At 62.5% G+C, this 15,080-nt stretch carries 15 protein-coding genes; 8 read left to right on the forward strand and 7 right to left on the reverse strand.

Features of this window, described 5'->3' with window-relative positions; translation table 11 throughout:
* Positions 1 to 88: 88 nt before the first annotated feature.
* The 4 genes from argE to KUV86_RS10450 form a co-directional block, all read right to left on the reverse strand.
* Complete coding sequence (gene argE / locus KUV86_RS10435) at positions 89 to 1,279, reverse strand: acetylornithine deacetylase (protein WP_222484715.1); 1,191 nt, start codon at positions 1,277 to 1,279, stop codon at positions 89 to 91.
* A 147-nt stretch (positions 1,280 to 1,426) separates the two neighbouring features.
* The gene (locus KUV86_RS10440) at positions 1,427 to 2,101 is read right to left on the reverse strand and encodes a DUF1028 domain-containing protein (RefSeq protein WP_222484716.1); all 675 of its coding nucleotides are present in this window, start codon (positions 2,099 to 2,101) and stop codon (positions 1,427 to 1,429) included.
* Positions 2,098 to 2,526: a RidA family protein gene (locus tag KUV86_RS10445; protein WP_206941530.1), complete on the reverse strand. Its 429-nt coding sequence runs from the start codon at positions 2,524 to 2,526 to the stop codon at positions 2,098 to 2,100. Before KUV86_RS10445 ends, KUV86_RS10440 begins: the two co-directional genes overlap by 4 nt.
* A complete protein-coding gene (locus KUV86_RS10450; protein ID WP_206941529.1) occupies positions 2,526 to 3,857 on the reverse strand; it encodes a flavin-containing monooxygenase in 1,332 nt (443 codons plus the stop codon). The genes KUV86_RS10445 and KUV86_RS10450 overlap by 1 nt, the downstream gene beginning before the upstream one ends.
* A 416-nt stretch (positions 3,858 to 4,273) precedes the next feature.
* Here KUV86_RS10450 and KUV86_RS10455 point away from each other — a divergent pair, with 416 nt between their 5' ends.
* From KUV86_RS10455 to KUV86_RS10470, 4 genes are all read left to right on the forward strand, one after another.
* Positions 4,274 to 5,572 (forward strand): DUF3100 domain-containing protein, encoded by a 1,299-nt coding sequence (locus tag KUV86_RS10455; protein WP_206941528.1) that lies wholly within the window; start codon positions 4,274 to 4,276, stop codon positions 5,570 to 5,572.
* 20 nt (positions 5,573 to 5,592) lie between these two features.
* Positions 5,593 to 6,747 (forward strand): M20 aminoacylase family protein, encoded by a 1,155-nt coding sequence (locus tag KUV86_RS10460; RefSeq protein ID WP_206941527.1) that lies wholly within the window; start codon positions 5,593 to 5,595, stop codon positions 6,745 to 6,747.
* Positions 6,748 to 6,884: 137 nt separating this feature from the next.
* On the forward strand, positions 6,885 to 7,787 hold the full coding sequence (locus KUV86_RS10465) for an NAD(P)-dependent oxidoreductase (RefSeq protein WP_222484717.1): 903 nt from the start codon (positions 6,885 to 6,887) through the stop codon (positions 7,785 to 7,787).
* Positions 7,784 to 9,334 (forward strand): aldehyde dehydrogenase family protein, encoded by a 1,551-nt coding sequence (locus KUV86_RS10470; RefSeq protein ID WP_206941525.1) that lies wholly within the window; start codon positions 7,784 to 7,786, stop codon positions 9,332 to 9,334. The genes KUV86_RS10465 and KUV86_RS10470 overlap by 4 nt, the downstream gene beginning before the upstream one ends.
* 25 nt (positions 9,335 to 9,359) lie before the next feature.
* On the opposite strand, the gene KUV86_RS10475 is transcribed toward KUV86_RS10470, so the two are convergent.
* Together KUV86_RS10475 and KUV86_RS10480 are read right to left on the reverse strand one after the other, a co-directional pair.
* Positions 9,360 to 10,277, reverse strand: coding sequence for a LysR family transcriptional regulator (locus tag KUV86_RS10475; RefSeq protein WP_206941524.1), 918 nt, complete (start codon positions 10,275 to 10,277; stop codon positions 9,360 to 9,362).
* Positions 10,278 to 10,841: 564 nt separating this feature from the next.
* Positions 10,842 to 11,447, reverse strand: a complete 606-nt coding sequence (locus KUV86_RS10480) for an exopolysaccharide biosynthesis protein (protein WP_206941523.1) — start codon at positions 11,445 to 11,447, stop codon at positions 10,842 to 10,844.
* A gap of 240 nt (positions 11,448 to 11,687) precedes the next feature.
* Here KUV86_RS10480 and KUV86_RS10485 point away from each other — a divergent pair, with 240 nt between their 5' ends.
* The gene (locus KUV86_RS10485; RefSeq protein WP_206941522.1) at positions 11,688 to 12,092 is read left to right on the forward strand and encodes a GreA/GreB family elongation factor; all 405 of its coding nucleotides are present in this window, start codon (positions 11,688 to 11,690) and stop codon (positions 12,090 to 12,092) included.
* Between the two features lie 132 nt (positions 12,093 to 12,224).
* Here KUV86_RS10485 and KUV86_RS10490 read toward each other — a convergent pair whose 3' ends face one another.
* The gene (locus tag KUV86_RS10490; protein WP_206941520.1) at positions 12,225 to 12,935 is read right to left on the reverse strand and encodes a response regulator transcription factor; all 711 of its coding nucleotides are present in this window, start codon (positions 12,933 to 12,935) and stop codon (positions 12,225 to 12,227) included.
* Between the two features lie 234 nt (positions 12,936 to 13,169).
* Here KUV86_RS10490 and KUV86_RS10495 point away from each other — a divergent pair, with 234 nt between their 5' ends.
* The 3 genes from KUV86_RS10495 to KUV86_RS10505 all read left to right on the forward strand — a co-directional run bounded on the left by KUV86_RS10495 (position 13,170) and on the right by KUV86_RS10505 (position 15,052).
* A complete protein-coding gene (locus KUV86_RS10495; protein WP_222484718.1) occupies positions 13,170 to 13,778 on the forward strand; it encodes a LysE family translocator in 609 nt (202 codons plus the stop codon).
* Positions 13,779 to 13,903: 125 nt separating this feature from the next.
* Entirely contained in the window at positions 13,904 to 14,482 is a 579-nt protein-coding gene (gene yfcD, locus KUV86_RS10500) for an NUDIX hydrolase YfcD (protein WP_206941516.1), read from the forward strand.
* 84 nt (positions 14,483 to 14,566) lie between these two features.
* Entirely contained in the window at positions 14,567 to 15,052 is a 486-nt protein-coding gene (locus KUV86_RS10505) for a glutathione peroxidase (RefSeq protein WP_206941513.1), read from the forward strand.
* Positions 15,053 to 15,080: the final 28 nt, after the last annotated feature.

A 15,080-nucleotide genomic window follows, 5' to 3' on the forward strand; every position in this document is an offset into this window, starting at 1 on the left:
CCTGCGTTCGCGCGGGTGCTGGGGCAGTGTGACTGGGGCAGTGTGACTGGGGCTGTGTGACTGGGGCAGTGTGAAGAGAAGAGCCAGCTCAGCCGGAGGTTGCCAGCCGGGCGTGGACCTGGGGGTCTTGCATCGCGCGGATCAGTCGCGCCAGGAAGGCTTCACAGTGAGCCAGCTGCTCACGGGTGACAAACTCATCGGGTTGGTGGCCCTGGGCCATGCTGCCGGGGCCGCACACGATGGTCGGGATGCCCAGCTCCTGCTGAAACAGGCCACCCTCAGTGCCGTAGCCAATGGGCTCCAGGCGGCGGTCTTCCAGTACATCGAGAATGAAGCCGACCAGGGCGTCGTCATCGGTCATGGACAGGCCCGGATAGTCACTCAGTGGCTCCACGCGGATGCTGGCCTGGGGGTGGCCCTGCTGCATTCTGGCTTCCAGCGAGGTGACCACCTCCATGAGTTCCCCGAGCAGCGTTTCTGTGGAGTCCGCCGGTACGTTGCGAAATTCGAGATCCAGCTGGCAGTCCTGGGGCACGATGTTCAGGGCCGTTCCCCCTTGTATGGTGCCTACCTGAAGAGTGGTGTAGGGAATCGCAAAGCGTGCGTCGAAAGTTCCCTCTGAGGCCTTGGTGGCGGCCTTCGCCTCCAGCCAGGTGACCAGGTGGGCGGCGGCGTGGATGGCGTTGACCCCTTGTGGAGCGAGCCCCGAGTGGCATGCCTTGCCGTGCAGGTGCACGCGCACCGCCAGCTTGCCCTTGTGCGCGGTGGCCAGGCGCATGGAAGTGGGTTCGCCCACCAGGCATGCAGCAGGCCGTATCGGCTGGTGGGCGAGGTCGGCGAGCAGGGTTCGCACGCCCAGGCAGCCGACCTCTTCGTCGTGGGAAAATGCCAGGTGAAAGGGCATCGCCAGGTCGGCCTTGACCATGGCAGGGACCGCCGCCAACACGGCGGCGAGAAAGCCCTTCATGTCGGTGGTCCCGCGGCCGTACAGGCGCCCGTCCTGCTCGGTCAGCGCGAAGGGGTCAAGGGTCCATGCCTGACCGGTGACAGGGACCGTATCGGTATGCCCGGACAGCATCAATCCCGGCAGATCCGGCGGTCCGATGGTGGCGTACAGGTTGGCCTTGTGACCGCTGTGATCGGTGATCCGCTTCGCGTCTACCCCGTGCCGAGAGAGGTAGTCCTCGACAAAGGTGATCAAGGACAGGTTGGAACGGTGGCTGGTGGTATCGATGGCCACCAGCTCGGCGAGCAACTCGACAACAGCATCTTGAGCCATGCTAGACCTCGCAGGTTCGCCAACAGCAGGTTGGGTTCATTGCCAGAAAGGCGGTTGATGGATCGAAAAGGCGGCTCATAAAAAGACAGGTGAGTGGAAGAACGGGGGCGTCCCGATGCGCCCGCCGGTCCGCCATGGCCCGTGTTATCAGCGTTGGTCACCGGGTACACCGTAAGACGGAGACTCCTGTGGCGCTGCCGCTCTCTGCAGATAGGCATCGCGCTGTGGGCGGTAGTTCTCCCAGATCATGCGTAGTTCGGTGAGCGGGGCAATGTGCCAATCCACGCGAAGGTCCACGCTAGGCCAGCTAGCCTTGTCGGTCACGGTCAGTCCTGCAGAGTGCACTGGCCCCATCTCTCCCCCAGAGGCCTGCCCGGCCTCCATCGCCGCCAGCAAACGCTCGGCCAGCTCGCCGCGGTGCGCTTCAAAGGCCTCCACCATGGCGCTCACGACCTCAGTGGTTGCCAGCATATTGCCACCGGCAACGCAGTGGTGTCCTTGCCGCGTGGCATGAATGCCCAGGGTTTCGGCCCCGCTGTGCACGGCGCTATGGCCGTTGGCATCAAGGACCAGCAGCTGGCGCCACTCGGAAAACGCTTCCTGTTCGAGCAGTCGCTGCAGCACAGCCTGAGCGTCCAGGCGCTCTTCCAGCAACGCCACGCCGAGCTGGCCCAGGGCAGGATTGGTGACATTCTGCGACAGGACCGCGCCCTTGCCTGGCGCGACAAAGGGGCAGCGGCTGGCGACACAGATACTGGATGAGCTGATCGCGGTGCCGAACTGGCCGGTGTCGCTGCAATAGCCGGCAATGGAAAACGTCATGGCTGAGACTCCTGCGTGTCAGGGATGACCGCAATCACGTCGATTTCCATCAACCATTCCGGTTGGGCGAGACCGGCCACGACCAGTCCGGTGGAAATGGGAAACACCCCCTTCAACCAGCGGCCCACCTCGCGATACACCGGCTCGCGATAGCGAGGGTCGGTAATATAGGTGGTGGTCTTGACGATATGGTCAAGACTGGAGCCGGCTTCTTCCAGCAGCTGCTTGACGTTGCGCATGGCCTGCTGTGCCTGGGCGCCGGGGTCCCCGAGCCCCACCAGCTGGCCCTCGAAATCGGTGCCTACCTGTCCGCGCACATAGACCGTGTTTCCCGCCTTCACTGCCTGACACAGATCGTTGTCCAGCGTCTGGTTGGGATAGGTGTCCTTGGTATTGAACATGCGAATACGCGTGTGTGTCGGCATCAGCTGATCCTCAGGTCACGGGAGGCGCAGGGAGATGCCGGGAGCGCTGACGACGCCTGTTCATGCTGACGGCGGTCTTCGTCGTAGGCCAGGTACTTGCGTTGCGTGGCGATATGCTCGGCGATGTGTCTGGCGTCGTGCCATACGCCCCAGATAAAGCTTGAGCCGCGCCGAGATTGCCACGGCAGTCCCACAAAATAGACGCCGGGCTCGCGGGAGACGCCGCGCTGATGCAGGGGGCGCCCCTGGGCATCGAAGGTGTCCACCTCAAGCCAGCGATAGTCGACGCTAAAGCCTGTCGCCCAGATGATCGAGGTGACCCCTTCAGCGCCCAGATCGAGCGATGCCAGTGGAGTGCTGACGCATGCTGGCGTGGCCGGTATCTGCCTGGCGTCCGGGTCTTCCGGCAGGTCCATGCCGTTGCGTGCCAGATAGGCATCTGCGGCATCCAGCATGGCCAGGTAATTGGCATCGCCGCGGGCCAGGTTATCGGCCAGGTCCTGTTCGAAGCTGACAACGCCATGGGTGATGTCTCGCGTTCGCCCCACCAGGGTGATGCCCTGGTGGGCCAGCGAGCGAAAGTCGATGGTCTTGCCGCCGCCGGCGCCACTCACGGCGATGGTGACGTGTTCGGTGCCTGGCTTCATGGCCTCGGCATCCCACTCCCCCAGTACCCCCAGCCACCAGCAGAAATCGCGTCCGCGATAGCGCCGAGGAGGGCGATCATGGGGGCCCACCGAGAGATACACCCGCCTTCCTTGCTGGTGAAGCTCTTCGGCGATCTGGACGCCGGAGGATCCGGCGCCCACGACCAGCACAGCGCCGGCAGGCAACTGCTCTGGACGTCGATAGTCGGCAGAGTGAATCTGATAAAGGTCCTCGTCATCCGGTGCAATGGACGGAATGACCGGGCACTGGAAGGGGCCCGTGGCGGCGACAACGCGCTTGGCGTCGATGGTGCCCTGGGAGGTTTCGACGCTGAAGCCGGGGCGTCCCTGGTGGCGAGTGACCCGCTGAACCTCGACGCCAGTCCGCAGAGGTGCGTTGATCATGCGCGCGTAGGCTTCAAAGTAGGCGGCCACGTCGTCCTTGCTGGCGAAGTCATCTGGCCCGATGCCATCAAAGGCTTTGCCAGGAAAACGGTCATGCCAGGCAGGGCCATTGGCGACCAGGGAGTCCCAGCGTCGGGTTCGCCAGGCTTCGGCGATCCGCGAGCGCTCGAGCACCAGGTGCGGTACACCAAGCTGGCTGAGGTGCTCGCTCATCGCGATACCAGCTTGTCCACCACCCACTACCAGGGTGTCGGTATTGTCACTCGTTCTTGTTGTCATCGTTCGAGCCCTTGTCAGTCATTGCGGTCAGGTATCGAGGGAGCCACGTGAGCTGCCGCGGTTTGCCATCCGATGGCATTTACCCTAAGAGCTGCGAGTGAATAGCGAAAATATAGTTATTTTGTCTTTTGGATCATTAAAAGCTATTTAGTGGCGCCAGCAGGGTGCTGTGAGAGTACTGTGCGAGTGCCGTGGGAGTGCTGTGCGAGTGTTGTGACAGTGGGGTGCTCTCACGTGAGCTAAAAAACAGCACACAAATCTCCTTTTATTAGATCGTGACCTGCTTCAATACTCGGATTGACTGGGGTTGGCGGCTGCCGGCTGCCGGCCCGGTTCAGTGCTCTCGTGATCGTTGTGCGTGGCGATAGCGCTGACATCAGCAATGACAACGGTAATTACAACAACAGGACATCTCCATGAAGCTTTCGCTCCTTGTCGATTGGCGTCTGCATGCCATCGTGGCGGTTGCCGCGCTGATTTCAGAAGTGGTCGGTATCATCAAGATCCCGCTTGGGCCCGGTACCCTGCTGCTGCTGCCTCTGTTCTACGCGTTCATCATCGGTCTGCTGCTGAACCCTCATCTGTTTTCTGCCACGTCCCGCCTGGTTCCGGTCACGCTGAGCGAGGCCGCCGCGCCGATCATTCTGCTCTCGATCATGCCGTTCATTGCGCGCTTTGGTTCCACCATCGGGCCGGCTATCGAGCAGATTCTCAGCGCGGGACCAGCCTTGATCCTTCAAGAGCTTGGCAACCTCGGCACCATGCTGATCGCCATGCCGTTTGCGGTGCTGGTGCTGAAGATGGGCCGCGAGGCCATTGGCGCGACCTATTCCATCGCGCGCGAGCCCAACATCGCCATCATCTCGGACAAGTACGGTCTGAAAGGCCCTGAGGGCATCGGCGTCATGGGGGTCTACGTCGTTGGCACCATGTTCGGCACCCTGTGGTTTGCGTTGATGGCCGGCTATCTGACCACTCTCGACATTTTCGACCCCCGTGCACTGGCCATGGCCTGCGGCGTCGGCAGTGGCAGTATGGTCGCCGCCTGTTCCGGGGCGATTGCCGGTGCCTTGCCTGAGCTCAAGGATGAACTGCTGGCCTTCGCTGGCGCCAGCAATCTGCTGACCTATGCCACCGGCCTGTATATCTCACTGTTCATCGCCCTGCCCATGGCCGAGCGCATCTTCAAGTGGTGCTCGGGCTCTCGGGCGGCGACCTCGGTTGGCGCAAGGGCCACCGTGGAAGCCGAGCCGGCACCCAGCGTCAGCGACGATGAACGTCCCGAACGCCGCCTGGGCCAGACAGCGATCGTCATGGCGGTGGTCTGCGCGGTGGGCTGGATCAGCAACACCATCAATGGTGCGCCACTGCTCGAGGCGCTGCCGGGCATGCTGATCTTGTACGCCATGACCATGCTGGGACTGCTCATCACGAGGTTTGCGCCGTTCTACCTGCCCGGTGTGGCCTGGGTTTCGCTGGTCAGTATTGCCATGACGCTGCCCTGGTTCCCCGGCAGCGGCTGGATCGTCGAGCAGCTTTCCGCGGTCAGCTTTCTGGCGATCGTGACGCCGGTGCTGGCATATGCCGGTCTGGCGCTGTCCCCCCGTGAATTCACCATGTTCCGTCAGGTGGGGTGGAAGCTGATCATCGTGTCGCTGCTGGTATTTACCGGCACCTTTGTCGGCTCTGCGCTGGTGGCCCAGGCGCTTCTGTAACGCAAACGAGGAGACCCAGCATGACCACAGTGACCCCAGACCTGTTGCGTGAATGGCGTCATGCCTTCCATCGCCAACCGGAAACCGCCTTCGAGGAGCATCGCACCAGCGCTCGCATCATCCAGATCCTGTCAGAAGCAGGTATCGAGATGGTGACGGGGCTGGGGGGCGGGACCGGGGTAGTGGCCTGGGTAGACGGCCGTCATGACGGTGATGGCGCGATTGGCCTGCGGGCTGACATCGATGCTCTGGATGTCAACGAGGCCAGTGATGCCCCCCATGCCTCACGTATTCCCGGCAAGATGCATGCCTGCGGTCATGATGGCCACACCACCATGCTGCTGGGGGCGGCCTGTTGCCTGGCACAGTCTCCCGATTTTGCAGGCCGGGTCTACTTCATCTTCCAGCCCGCGGAAGAGAATGAGGGCGGTGGGCGCGTCATGGTAGAGGAAGGGCTGTTCGAGCGTTTCCCGATGCAGGCCGTCTACGGCGTGCACAATTGGCCAGGATTGCCGGTCGGCGAAGCCGCGGTGCACGACACGGCGGTCATGGCCGCCTTCGATGTGTTTCGCCTTACCCTGACAGGGCACGGCTGTCACGCCGCCATGCCGCACCTGGGCAAGGATGTCGTGCTGGCTGCCTGTCAGCTGGTCAACCAGCTGCAGGGTATTGTCAGTCGCGAGACGCCGGCGCATCAGACGGCGGTGATGAGCGTGACCCAGTTCCACGCGGGAGATGCCTACAACGTCATGCCTGAGGCGGTGGAGCTGTGCGGTACCGTGCGCTGCTTTGATCCTGAACTGCGCCAGCGGCTCGAGGCCCGCTTCAAGCAGGCCATCGAGGCCACCGCGACCTTTCACGGTCTCAGCGCAGACATCGACTACCAGTCGCGCTATCCCGCCACCTTCAACAGCCCCGACCATGCGCAGCGCTGTGCCGACGTGCTGACTGCCTTGCCGGACATTCGCCAGGTGCATCGGGACCTGCCGCCCTCGATGGCGTCGGAAGACTTCGCCTTCATGCTGCAGCAGCGCCCCGGGGCATACATCTGGCTCGGCAATGGCGAGAACAGCGCGGCACTGCATAACCCTCACTACGATTTCAACGACGAGCTATCCCCCTTGGGGGTGGCCTACTGGTGTGCGCTGGTACGCACCCTGCTGGGCCAGTCTTAAGGCAATACTGGATAAATTACTGCGCTCGTCTCCCTGCAATAGCGTGATGTTGCCATGCCGTTTACGGCATGGCCCACCCCCGGCGTGCCCGAGATCTGGCGCAAGGGCTTTGTTCGACAACATAACAAGGAGAACGCATGAACATTATCGTGATCGGCCTCGGCCAGATGGGTGGCAATATGGCCATGACCCTGCATGCCGCGGGCTTTCATGTGACAGGTACTGATGTCAGCGACGACGCACGGGCACGTCTGGAATCCCGCGGGCTGTCGGTGGCTGCTCCGGACAGCCTGCCAGCGGCAGACGTCTATCTGCTGTCGCTGCCCACGTCAGACCACGTACGTCAGGTGCTCATGGCGTCGCCGGGACTGCTGTCGCTGGCGCCCAAGGGCAGCGTCATCGTCGACACCTCTACCAGCGACCCGGCGGTGACGCGGGAGCTGGCACCACGGGTGGTCGAGGCGGGACTGGAGTGGCTTGATGCTCCGGTCAGCGGTGGGCCAGCGGGAGCGGCATCGGGCAGTCTGGGCATGCTGCTGGGGGGAGAGTCATCGACCATCGAGCGGCTAGCGCCAATGCTGGATGCCATGGCGGCCCGCTATACCCACGTTGGCCCGGCAGCCAGCGGCCATGTGGTCAAACTGGCCAACAACTATCTGTGTGCCGCACACCTGCTGACCACCGCCGAGGCGGTCGCCCTGGCGGCCAAGGCGGGTGTCGACCCGGCTGCCTGCCTGGCAGGGCTCAATAGCGGGTCAGGACGCAGTGCCGTCAGCGAGGTCAATTTTCCTAAGTGGATCCAGTCCGATTCGTTCGATTCAGGCTTCACCACTGGGCTGATGCGCAAGGACCTGCGCTTGGCCCGCGATGCGGCCGCTGATCTCGGGCTGCCGCTTACCCTGCTGGAGCAGGTTGTCGCGCGCTGGCATGCCGACCCGGACGGGCTACCCGACCACGCTGATTTCAACCGCATTACCGATAGCGTGCTGGGGCTTGCCTCGGCTCAGGACGCTGACGGTTCCCAGGAGGACGCGCAATGAATCGTTTGACCATGGAGGCGATCGAGCGCCTGAACTCCCTGCTCAAGGCCTTCGACATGCAAGCTGATACGCCGCTGAGCAACTGGGTGGGCGGCGATCTGGTGGCGGGGCAGGGCGAGGCCATCGAATTGATCGACCCGGTAACGGGGCAAGCGCTGCTGTCTTACCGGGATGCCGGCAGCGAGCTGGTGTCACAGGCCGTGACAGCGGCGGCACGTGGCCAACAGCAGTGGATGTCGCTGAGTGCCAGTGAGCGAGGCCGCAGAATGACCGAGGCTGCCTGGGCGCTACGAGGCTACGACGAGACGCTGGCACAGCTCGAAAGCGTGGTGGCGGGCAAACCCATCCGGGACTGTCGCGGAGAGGTGGTCAAGGTCCGCGAGATGTTCGAGTACTACGCAGGCTGGTGTGACAAGCAGCATGGGGAAGTGATTCCCGTGCCGACCTCCCATCTCAACTATGTTCGGCACGTGCCGTACGGGGTGGTGGGCCAGATTACGCCCTGGAATGCGCCCATGTTCACCTGCGCCTGGCAGGTGGCGCCGGCCATCGCGGCGGGTAATGGCGTTGTCTTGAAACCGTCCGAGATGACGCCGTTCACCTCAGTGGTGATTGCCAAGCTGCTGGAGAGCAGCGGACTGCCCAAGGGACTGATCAATATCGTCAACGGCATCGGCCCGACGACCGGGGCAGCACTGACCGGGCATCGTGGCATCAGCAAGCTGGTGTTCGTGGGCTCTCCTGACAGCGGTCGTCGGATCGCCCAGGCCGGTGCCGAGCGCCTGGTGCCCAGCGTGCTGGAGCTGGGCGGCAAGTCTGCCAATATCGTCTTCGCCGATGCCAGGCTCGATGATGCGGTGGCTGGCGCTCAGGCGGCCATCTTTGCCGCGGCGGGGCAGAGCTGCGTGGCGGGTTCTCGGCTGCTGGTGCAACGCGAGGTGTTCGATGCCGTCTGCACCCGGCTGGCGCGAGCCGCAGCGCAGATAACGGTCGGGTTGCCGGTTGAGCCGTCGACTCAGATGGGCCCGGTCCAGAATGCCAGGCAATACCGTCACGTCACCAGCATGATTGACGATGCCTGTCGTCAGGGGGCCAGAGTCCTGTGTGGTGGCACGCGACCGGCGGGACTTCCGGAGGAGGCTCAGGGCTATTTCCTGGCACCTACCGTATTGGCCGATGTCAGCGATGACATGACGATTGCCCAGGAGGAGGTGTTCGGCCCCGTGGTGGTGGTCATGCCCTTCGATGACGAGGAGCAGGCGGTGCGTCTGGCCAATGCCACTCGCTTCGGCCTGGCTGGAGCTGTGTGGACCCAGGACCCCGCCCGCGCTCATCGGGTGGCGGGCCGCCTGCGTGCGGGTACGGTCTGGATCAATAGCTACAAGGCGATCAATGTCATGTCGCCGTTTGGCGGTTTCGATGACAGCGGCTTCGGGCGTTCCAGCGGCGTCGAAGGTCTCAAGGAATACACAGTCGCTCAAAGCGTCTGGGTGGAAACAGCCGATGCCGCCAGTGTTGCCATGGGGTATGGCAATGGGGTTGGCTGATGCCGAGGCCCTGCTGGTACTAGCGCTACGGGACGCGTGAGGAAAAGGCCCGCATCCAGCGCTCCAGATGGCGAAGTAGCTGAAGTCCGGCCCGAGGCATCCGTCGTCCTACTCGTGTGACGATATGGGCTCGGGCCTGGCGAAAGCGTTCACTATCCACCTCCAGCGCCACCAGCCTGCCGTCCTCCAGCTCTCGCGCAGCGGCAAAGGCGGGGAGCAGGGTCAGCGTCAGGTCTGAGCGTGCGGCGTGCAACAGCACCGAAAGCGAGTTGGTCTGCATGTTGACCTGAGGCCGCAGCCCGGCTTCTCTGAAGCCTTCATCCACCAGTTGGCGTACCCCGTGGCCGGTACGCCACAGGGCCATGGGGTGATCACTGAGGGTGGCAATGGTCAGCGCCTCACGAGCGCCAGCGAGCGGGTGGGACGGCGACACCAGCGCCACCAGGGGCTGCTGGCTGGAGTGCCAGAAGCGCAGCTGTGGATGAACGCGCTCGTGGTACATCAGCCCAAGGTGGGCCTCGTCCTGAATCACCGCCTCGATGATCTCGCTGGTGCTACCCGTATTCACGTCCAGGCGCACGCCACGGTAGCGCTCGGTAAAGGTTCGCAGGGGCGTGTCGAGCAGGTCGCCGACAAACCCCTCGCCCACGGTCAACGACAGGTGGCCGGTCTCGAGACGCTGATAGGCGTCGAGCTGTTCGCTGAAGGTGTCGTCCAGGGCTGAGCGCCGGCGACAGTAATCCAGCAGCATTTCGCCGACCGCTGTCGGCACCACTCCTTGGCGCGAGCGCTCCAGCAGCGGAGCGCCCAACGCATCCTCGATCAGTGACAGCTGGCGGCTGACCGCCGACGGGGCAATATCCAGGCGCGCAGCGGCCTGTCGCACCGACCCTGCTTCGATCGTGACCTGAAAGTAGACCAGCCGCTGATGTGGGATATCCATGGCGCCGCCTTGTGATGATGGCCAAGTATATCAATCCTCACATGTGCTGACTCGGCGCTCTGGTGCGCAGTGAATCAGGGACCGCTGCTGGGCCGCAATAACGGCAGCCGCGCGGCCTAATGGCAGGACGCAGGCTTTACTAGGAACGCAATAAGGGCAGGATGATCACGCCTGTTGGAAACTCGTAGCAGCAGCGCGGTAGCCAACCGTGCAGCGGATACATGCACCAGAGCCTCGCATCAGAGCCTTGCATCAGAGCCATGAAGCATAGACCTGCTTGCAGATGAACCTGGGGCAGGAGGAGGAAGCGTCAAGAGATGGGTGGATGGCATCCCTGCCATCGCTAAGCACAATGCCGCACGTCCCTGGCCGGCTTCGCCAGCGTATCGCACCCTGCTGATGGCGGAGTTGATCCTGGTCAGCTCAGCCCTGTCCGCAGCGCGGTCAGCGCAGGGAAGGTCAGCACAGGAAGCTCGGCACAGGAAGGGCGGCAACGCGAAGTAGGAAGCCTCGCAGGACCCGCTCGATCACCGTCGGCGTCCCACTACCGGCACGTCCAGCGGGCTAGATGGCCAGCACAATGACCCAGGCGGTGGATAGGGTAAAGGCGTAGCCTGCCAGCGCCATTAGCCCATCCCGGGCGAGCAGCGCCAGGCCGAACATGCTTTGGGCAGCGCCAGCCAAGGTCGCGCTGAAGGGAATCAGCTCCATCGGGGGCGTCACCAGGGCGATGGCCAGACAGGCCAGACCGATGGGATAGCGCGCCACGCGGCCTGTCAGCAGCCTCAGTCTGGGCTTGATCAGCCGGTCAACCCAGCGAGCAGGTTTGCGCAGAAGGGTGATGGTGCGCTCGACCTTGGTGGTGGCTACCTTGCGCCTGGCGAGCCACGCTGGGAGCCACACGCTCTGCTTGCCTGCCAACAGTTGTACCGCCGCCAGCACCACGAGCAGCGACATCAGCGTCGGCACACCGGGGATATCGCCGATCAACGGGGTGAGGGTGACCAGGCCTGCGACCAGCAGGAAGGGAGCAAAGCTGCGGCGACCGACGGCGTCCATCACTTCGGCGAGGGACAGCTGATCGCGTTCGGCACTGGCTTGGCTGAGTTGGTCGAGCAGTTGGTTCAAGTTTTCTGGAGGCGTGTCGAAGGCGTCAGGCGTGGAGGGCATCGTGGCTCTGATGTAGGAATGAAGAAAAGGCGTCGAGGCCAGCAGTATGCGGACCCTGCAAGGGGGATGTCCAACTGGCCTGTCTTTTTCATATAAGCAGTTTCTTGTTTACTGCCAGTGTCGTATGCTTCAGGTGATCGAGTCCTTCCCACTATCGGGGAGGGCTTTTTTGTTGCGTGGCGGTCACCTCGACGGGGTGACGCCCCTAAAGGCCTGTAAGAGACCAGTGAGGTGACAAGGATGTCGTTGAGGCTAGCCAATCGTCTTGACGCAGAGCGACTTCAGCGTCTGATCGATGATGCAGATGACAAGGATCGTGCGGTAGCCGATCTGCTTGAGGCGCTGCTGGAGCGCGCCGAGATTCTCGACCCTGACGAGATGCCCGATGATGTCGTCAGCATGAATAGCCAAGTGGTACTGCGCGATCTCGATGAAGACCGTCAGCTGGTGCGGACCCTGGTATATCCCCATGCCTTGTCGGCAACCGCCGACGGACTGTCCGTGATGGCGCCGCTGGGAGCTGAACTGCTGACCCGCCGAGTGGGAGAGCAATGGCAGGTCACCCCACTAACGGGGCGTACCAAGCGCTGGCAACTGGAGAAGATTCTGTGGCAGCCAGAGCGTGAGCGTCAGTTTCATCGATGATGCCGATCCGGTGCCGCGGCTTCCCCGCGGGGGAGTGCTGCACCTTTGCCCGCTATCTGTCACCGGTTGCCCTTTTCCCGGCGCCCTTTTTCCGCTAGCCCAGGCGTGACAGGGAAGGGCTAGGGAAGGGCATCAAGGCTGGGCCTGGCGATCGCGTTGGTTGCCCTTGCTCATAGGCGGTGGAATACCGAGGTGCTTGCGTGCCCACTGGGCGGCCTCGGTTCTGTGGTGCACCTTGATCTTCTTGAAGATATTGTAAAGATGCGACTTGACGGTATGTTCGCTGAGAAACAGCTGGCTGGCGATATCCTGGTTGGACGCGCCATTGCCAATGAAGCCAAGGATTTCCAGCTCCCGTTGCGTCAGGCCAGCGACCGGGCGGTAGGTGTTGAACTGTTGGCGACGGAAGTATTCGAACATCTGCTGGAGCAGCGGGCGAGACATCCACAGCGCGCCATCCAGTAGTTGGATGATGCCTTTGCAGATGTTGTCGAGTTCGTCACGACGATAGAAGATACCTTGCAAATGCAGTGACGCCAGCAGTTCAGCGGCCTGTTCCTGGTCGGCCAGGTTGAACGCAGCCAGCAGGATCTCTGGGTACTGTGCCTTTAGTTCGTGACAGTGGTGCATATCGCTGAGCGATAGCTGGTCGGCATCCAGCAGCCAGAGTTGTGCTTGATCAGGTGTGCGGGCGAGCTCGGCCTGCAGAGAGGGCACCGCTTCGGGTGCCAATGTGCTGACCTCGCAATCCAGCACCTGACTCAGGTGGTGGGTAAATAGCTGGGACTGCACGTTGGGGTGCGTGATCAATCTGACGATTGAGGCTTGTTGCGAGGCAGACATCGTCCCCTCCCTGTTCCCTTGCAATGATGGATGATGATCATTTTTTTTGTAGGACGTGCATGAATATCGTTATCGAAGCTCATACGTTTGTAAATAACGATATATCCTGAACTTCACCATCCCTAGAGTGAGGTTTTTCGTGATTGTATGCTTGGTTTTGTAAGAAAAAGCATTTGAATGCGTAAGTCTGCATAGATTGTGTGAGCCAGGCGTCGAAGTAATTGAGGAGAAATTATGCCGTTATCGCTTTGGCTCTCTTTGGCAGCCATCTGTGCCATGGGAGCCATGTCCCCCGGCCCCAGCCTGGCACTTGTACTCCGCCATACCCTGGGCAGTGGCAGGGCCGCCGGTGTCGTGGCGGCGATCACACACGCTCTGGGTGTAGGCCTCTACGCACTGCTGACCGTCTGGGGCCTGGGCGAAGTCATCGAACGACATCCTCAGGGGTTCCGCGTGGTGATGCTGGCAGGGGCCGTATATCTGGCCTGGCTTGGCATCAAGGCGCTGCGCGCGGGCCAGGCGGGGGCACTGCGGCCGCAGCCCGCCGCTGCCAGTCACCTGACCGCCGCCCGGGAAGGCTTGCTGGTCGCCCTGGGTAATCCCAAGCTGATCCTGTTCTTTGTTGCCTTGCTCAGTCAGTTCGTCAGTCCTGACATGTCCGTGCTTGAGCGAAGTATCGTCGTTGTCACGGCCATGGTGATCGACGGCGGCTGGTACGTGCTGGTAGCGCTTGGCCTGTCTCACTCCAGTGTGCTGCCTTGGCTGCAGGCTCGGTCTCACTGGATCAATCGGGTGACGGGCGTGCTCTTGCTGGGACTAGCGGTTCGTGTGCTGCTGGGCTAAGGCCCTGCCAGGTATCAAGCGCACAGCCAGATATCAAGCGCCTTGGCAGGTATCGAAGACTGGGCGAAGGGTGACGTCGCGGGCGCGGATCGTTAGGCTTGACGCTTTAATGGCGGAGTCCTGTGATGAGTGAGGTTGCCTCACCTGAGCTGTCGCTGCCGGTGGCGTCATCGCTGAAGGCTCCGGCGGGTGACGTGCCGGCGCCGGTCATCGCGCGCGAGAGAGTGCAGATCGTGGATGCCCGCGATCGCCCCTGCGGAAGCGCCTGGCGATCCGACATGCGCCGCTATCGCTTCTGGCATCGCGCGACCTACATTGTGGTGCGCAATGGCGCGGGAGAGCTGTGCGTCCAGCGACGGACACTGACCAAGGAAGCCTTTCCCGGTGGTCTTGACCTCGCTGCAGGTGGCGTGGTGGCGGCTGGTGAGGCGGTCCACGTGTCTGCCCGTCGTGAACTGGCAGAGGAGCTTGGTATCTGTCATGCCCCGCTGACGCCCTGCCTGAGCTTTCGCTACGATGACCAGGGATATCGCATCTTTGGCAGTGTCTTTTGCGTGACCTGGGACGGTCCTCTGGCGCTGCAGCCGGAAGAGGTCGCCAGCGTCACCTGGATGCCGCCTGGAGAGGCCATCGAACTGGCTGAGGCCACACCGGACACGCACCTCGCGCTGGCCCTGCTGTTGAAGCAGGAAGCGCAAGGATGAAGGCGACTTCGCCGGTGAGGCTGCGTCTCTGGCGAGAGCCGTGAAGGCGTGTCATCGTGAAGACAAGGAGCGCGAGTTCAGCCCATGAGCCTGCATGACGTCGAGTGTCATACCCATCAAGGTGAGCCTTTCAATCTGCGTGCATTGAGGGGCCAGGTGCTGCTTGTCGTCAATGTGGCAAGCCAGTGCGGTTTTACCTCTCAGTTGGGCGAACTGGAGGCGCTGTATCGCGAGCATCGCGAACGGGGCTTCACGGTGCTGGGGTTTCCTTGCAACCAGTTTGCCAAGCAGTCGCCAGAGTCTGCCGAGCAATTCTGTGCCTTTGGTGAGCGTCAGTTTGGTGTCACCTTTCCCCTGATGGAAAAGGTGGAGGTGAATGGACGCGGTGCCCATCCTCTGTTTCAGCGCCTGAAAGCCGAAGCTCCGGGCTGGCTGGGAACGCGCGCCATCAAATGGAATTTCACCAAGTTTCTGGTGGCGCGAGACGGGCGCGTGCTGAAGAGGTTCGGGCCGCGGGATGGTGCCGCGGCGATGCTGACGGATCTGGAACGGGCCCTCGACGAGACGTGAGGGTTAGGCTTTGTGGCCTGAGACCGGC

This window comes from Halomonas sp. DP8Y7-3 (assembly GCF_019801675.1).
Taxonomy (GTDB): domain Bacteria; phylum Pseudomonadota; class Gammaproteobacteria; order Pseudomonadales; family Halomonadaceae; genus Halomonas; species Halomonas litopenaei_A.

Excerpts from the sequence above, each read along its gene's own strand:
- KUV86_RS10485 (WP_206941522.1), top strand. The coding sequence starts at position 11,688 with ATGTCGTTGAGGCTAGCCAATCGTCTTGACGCAGAGCGACTTCAGCGT.
- KUV86_RS10480 (WP_206941523.1), bottom strand. The coding sequence starts at position 11,447 with ATGCCCTCCACGCCTGACGCCTTCGACACGCCTCCAGAAAACTTGAAC.
- KUV86_RS10495 (WP_222484718.1), top strand. The coding sequence starts at position 13,170 with ATGCCGTTATCGCTTTGGCTCTCTTTGGCAGCCATCTGTGCCATGGGA.
- KUV86_RS10450 (WP_206941529.1), bottom strand. The coding sequence starts at position 3,857 with ATGACAACAAGAACGAGTGACAATACCGACACCCTGGTAGTGGGTGGT.
- KUV86_RS10505 (WP_206941513.1), top strand. The coding sequence starts at position 14,567 with ATGAGCCTGCATGACGTCGAGTGTCATACCCATCAAGGTGAGCCTTTC.
- yfcD (WP_206941516.1), top strand. The coding sequence starts at position 13,904 with ATGAGTGAGGTTGCCTCACCTGAGCTGTCGCTGCCGGTGGCGTCATCG.
- KUV86_RS10470 (WP_206941525.1), top strand. The coding sequence starts at position 7,784 with ATGAATCGTTTGACCATGGAGGCGATCGAGCGCCTGAACTCCCTGCTC.
- KUV86_RS10460 (WP_206941527.1), top strand. The coding sequence starts at position 5,593 with ATGACCACAGTGACCCCAGACCTGTTGCGTGAATGGCGTCATGCCTTC.
- KUV86_RS10440 (WP_222484716.1), bottom strand. The coding sequence starts at position 2,101 with ATGACGTTTTCCATTGCCGGCTATTGCAGCGACACCGGCCAGTTCGGC.
- KUV86_RS10490 (WP_206941520.1), bottom strand. The coding sequence starts at position 12,935 with ATGTCTGCCTCGCAACAAGCCTCAATCGTCAGATTGATCACGCACCCC.
- KUV86_RS10445 (WP_206941530.1), bottom strand. The coding sequence starts at position 2,526 with ATGCCGACACACACGCGTATTCGCATGTTCAATACCAAGGACACCTAT.
- KUV86_RS10475 (WP_206941524.1), bottom strand. The coding sequence starts at position 10,277 with ATGGATATCCCACATCAGCGGCTGGTCTACTTTCAGGTCACGATCGAA.
- KUV86_RS10465 (WP_222484717.1), top strand. The coding sequence starts at position 6,885 with ATGAACATTATCGTGATCGGCCTCGGCCAGATGGGTGGCAATATGGCC.
- argE (WP_222484715.1), bottom strand. The coding sequence starts at position 1,279 with ATGGCTCAAGATGCTGTTGTCGAGTTGCTCGCCGAGCTGGTGGCCATC.
- KUV86_RS10455 (WP_206941528.1), top strand. The coding sequence starts at position 4,274 with ATGAAGCTTTCGCTCCTTGTCGATTGGCGTCTGCATGCCATCGTGGCG.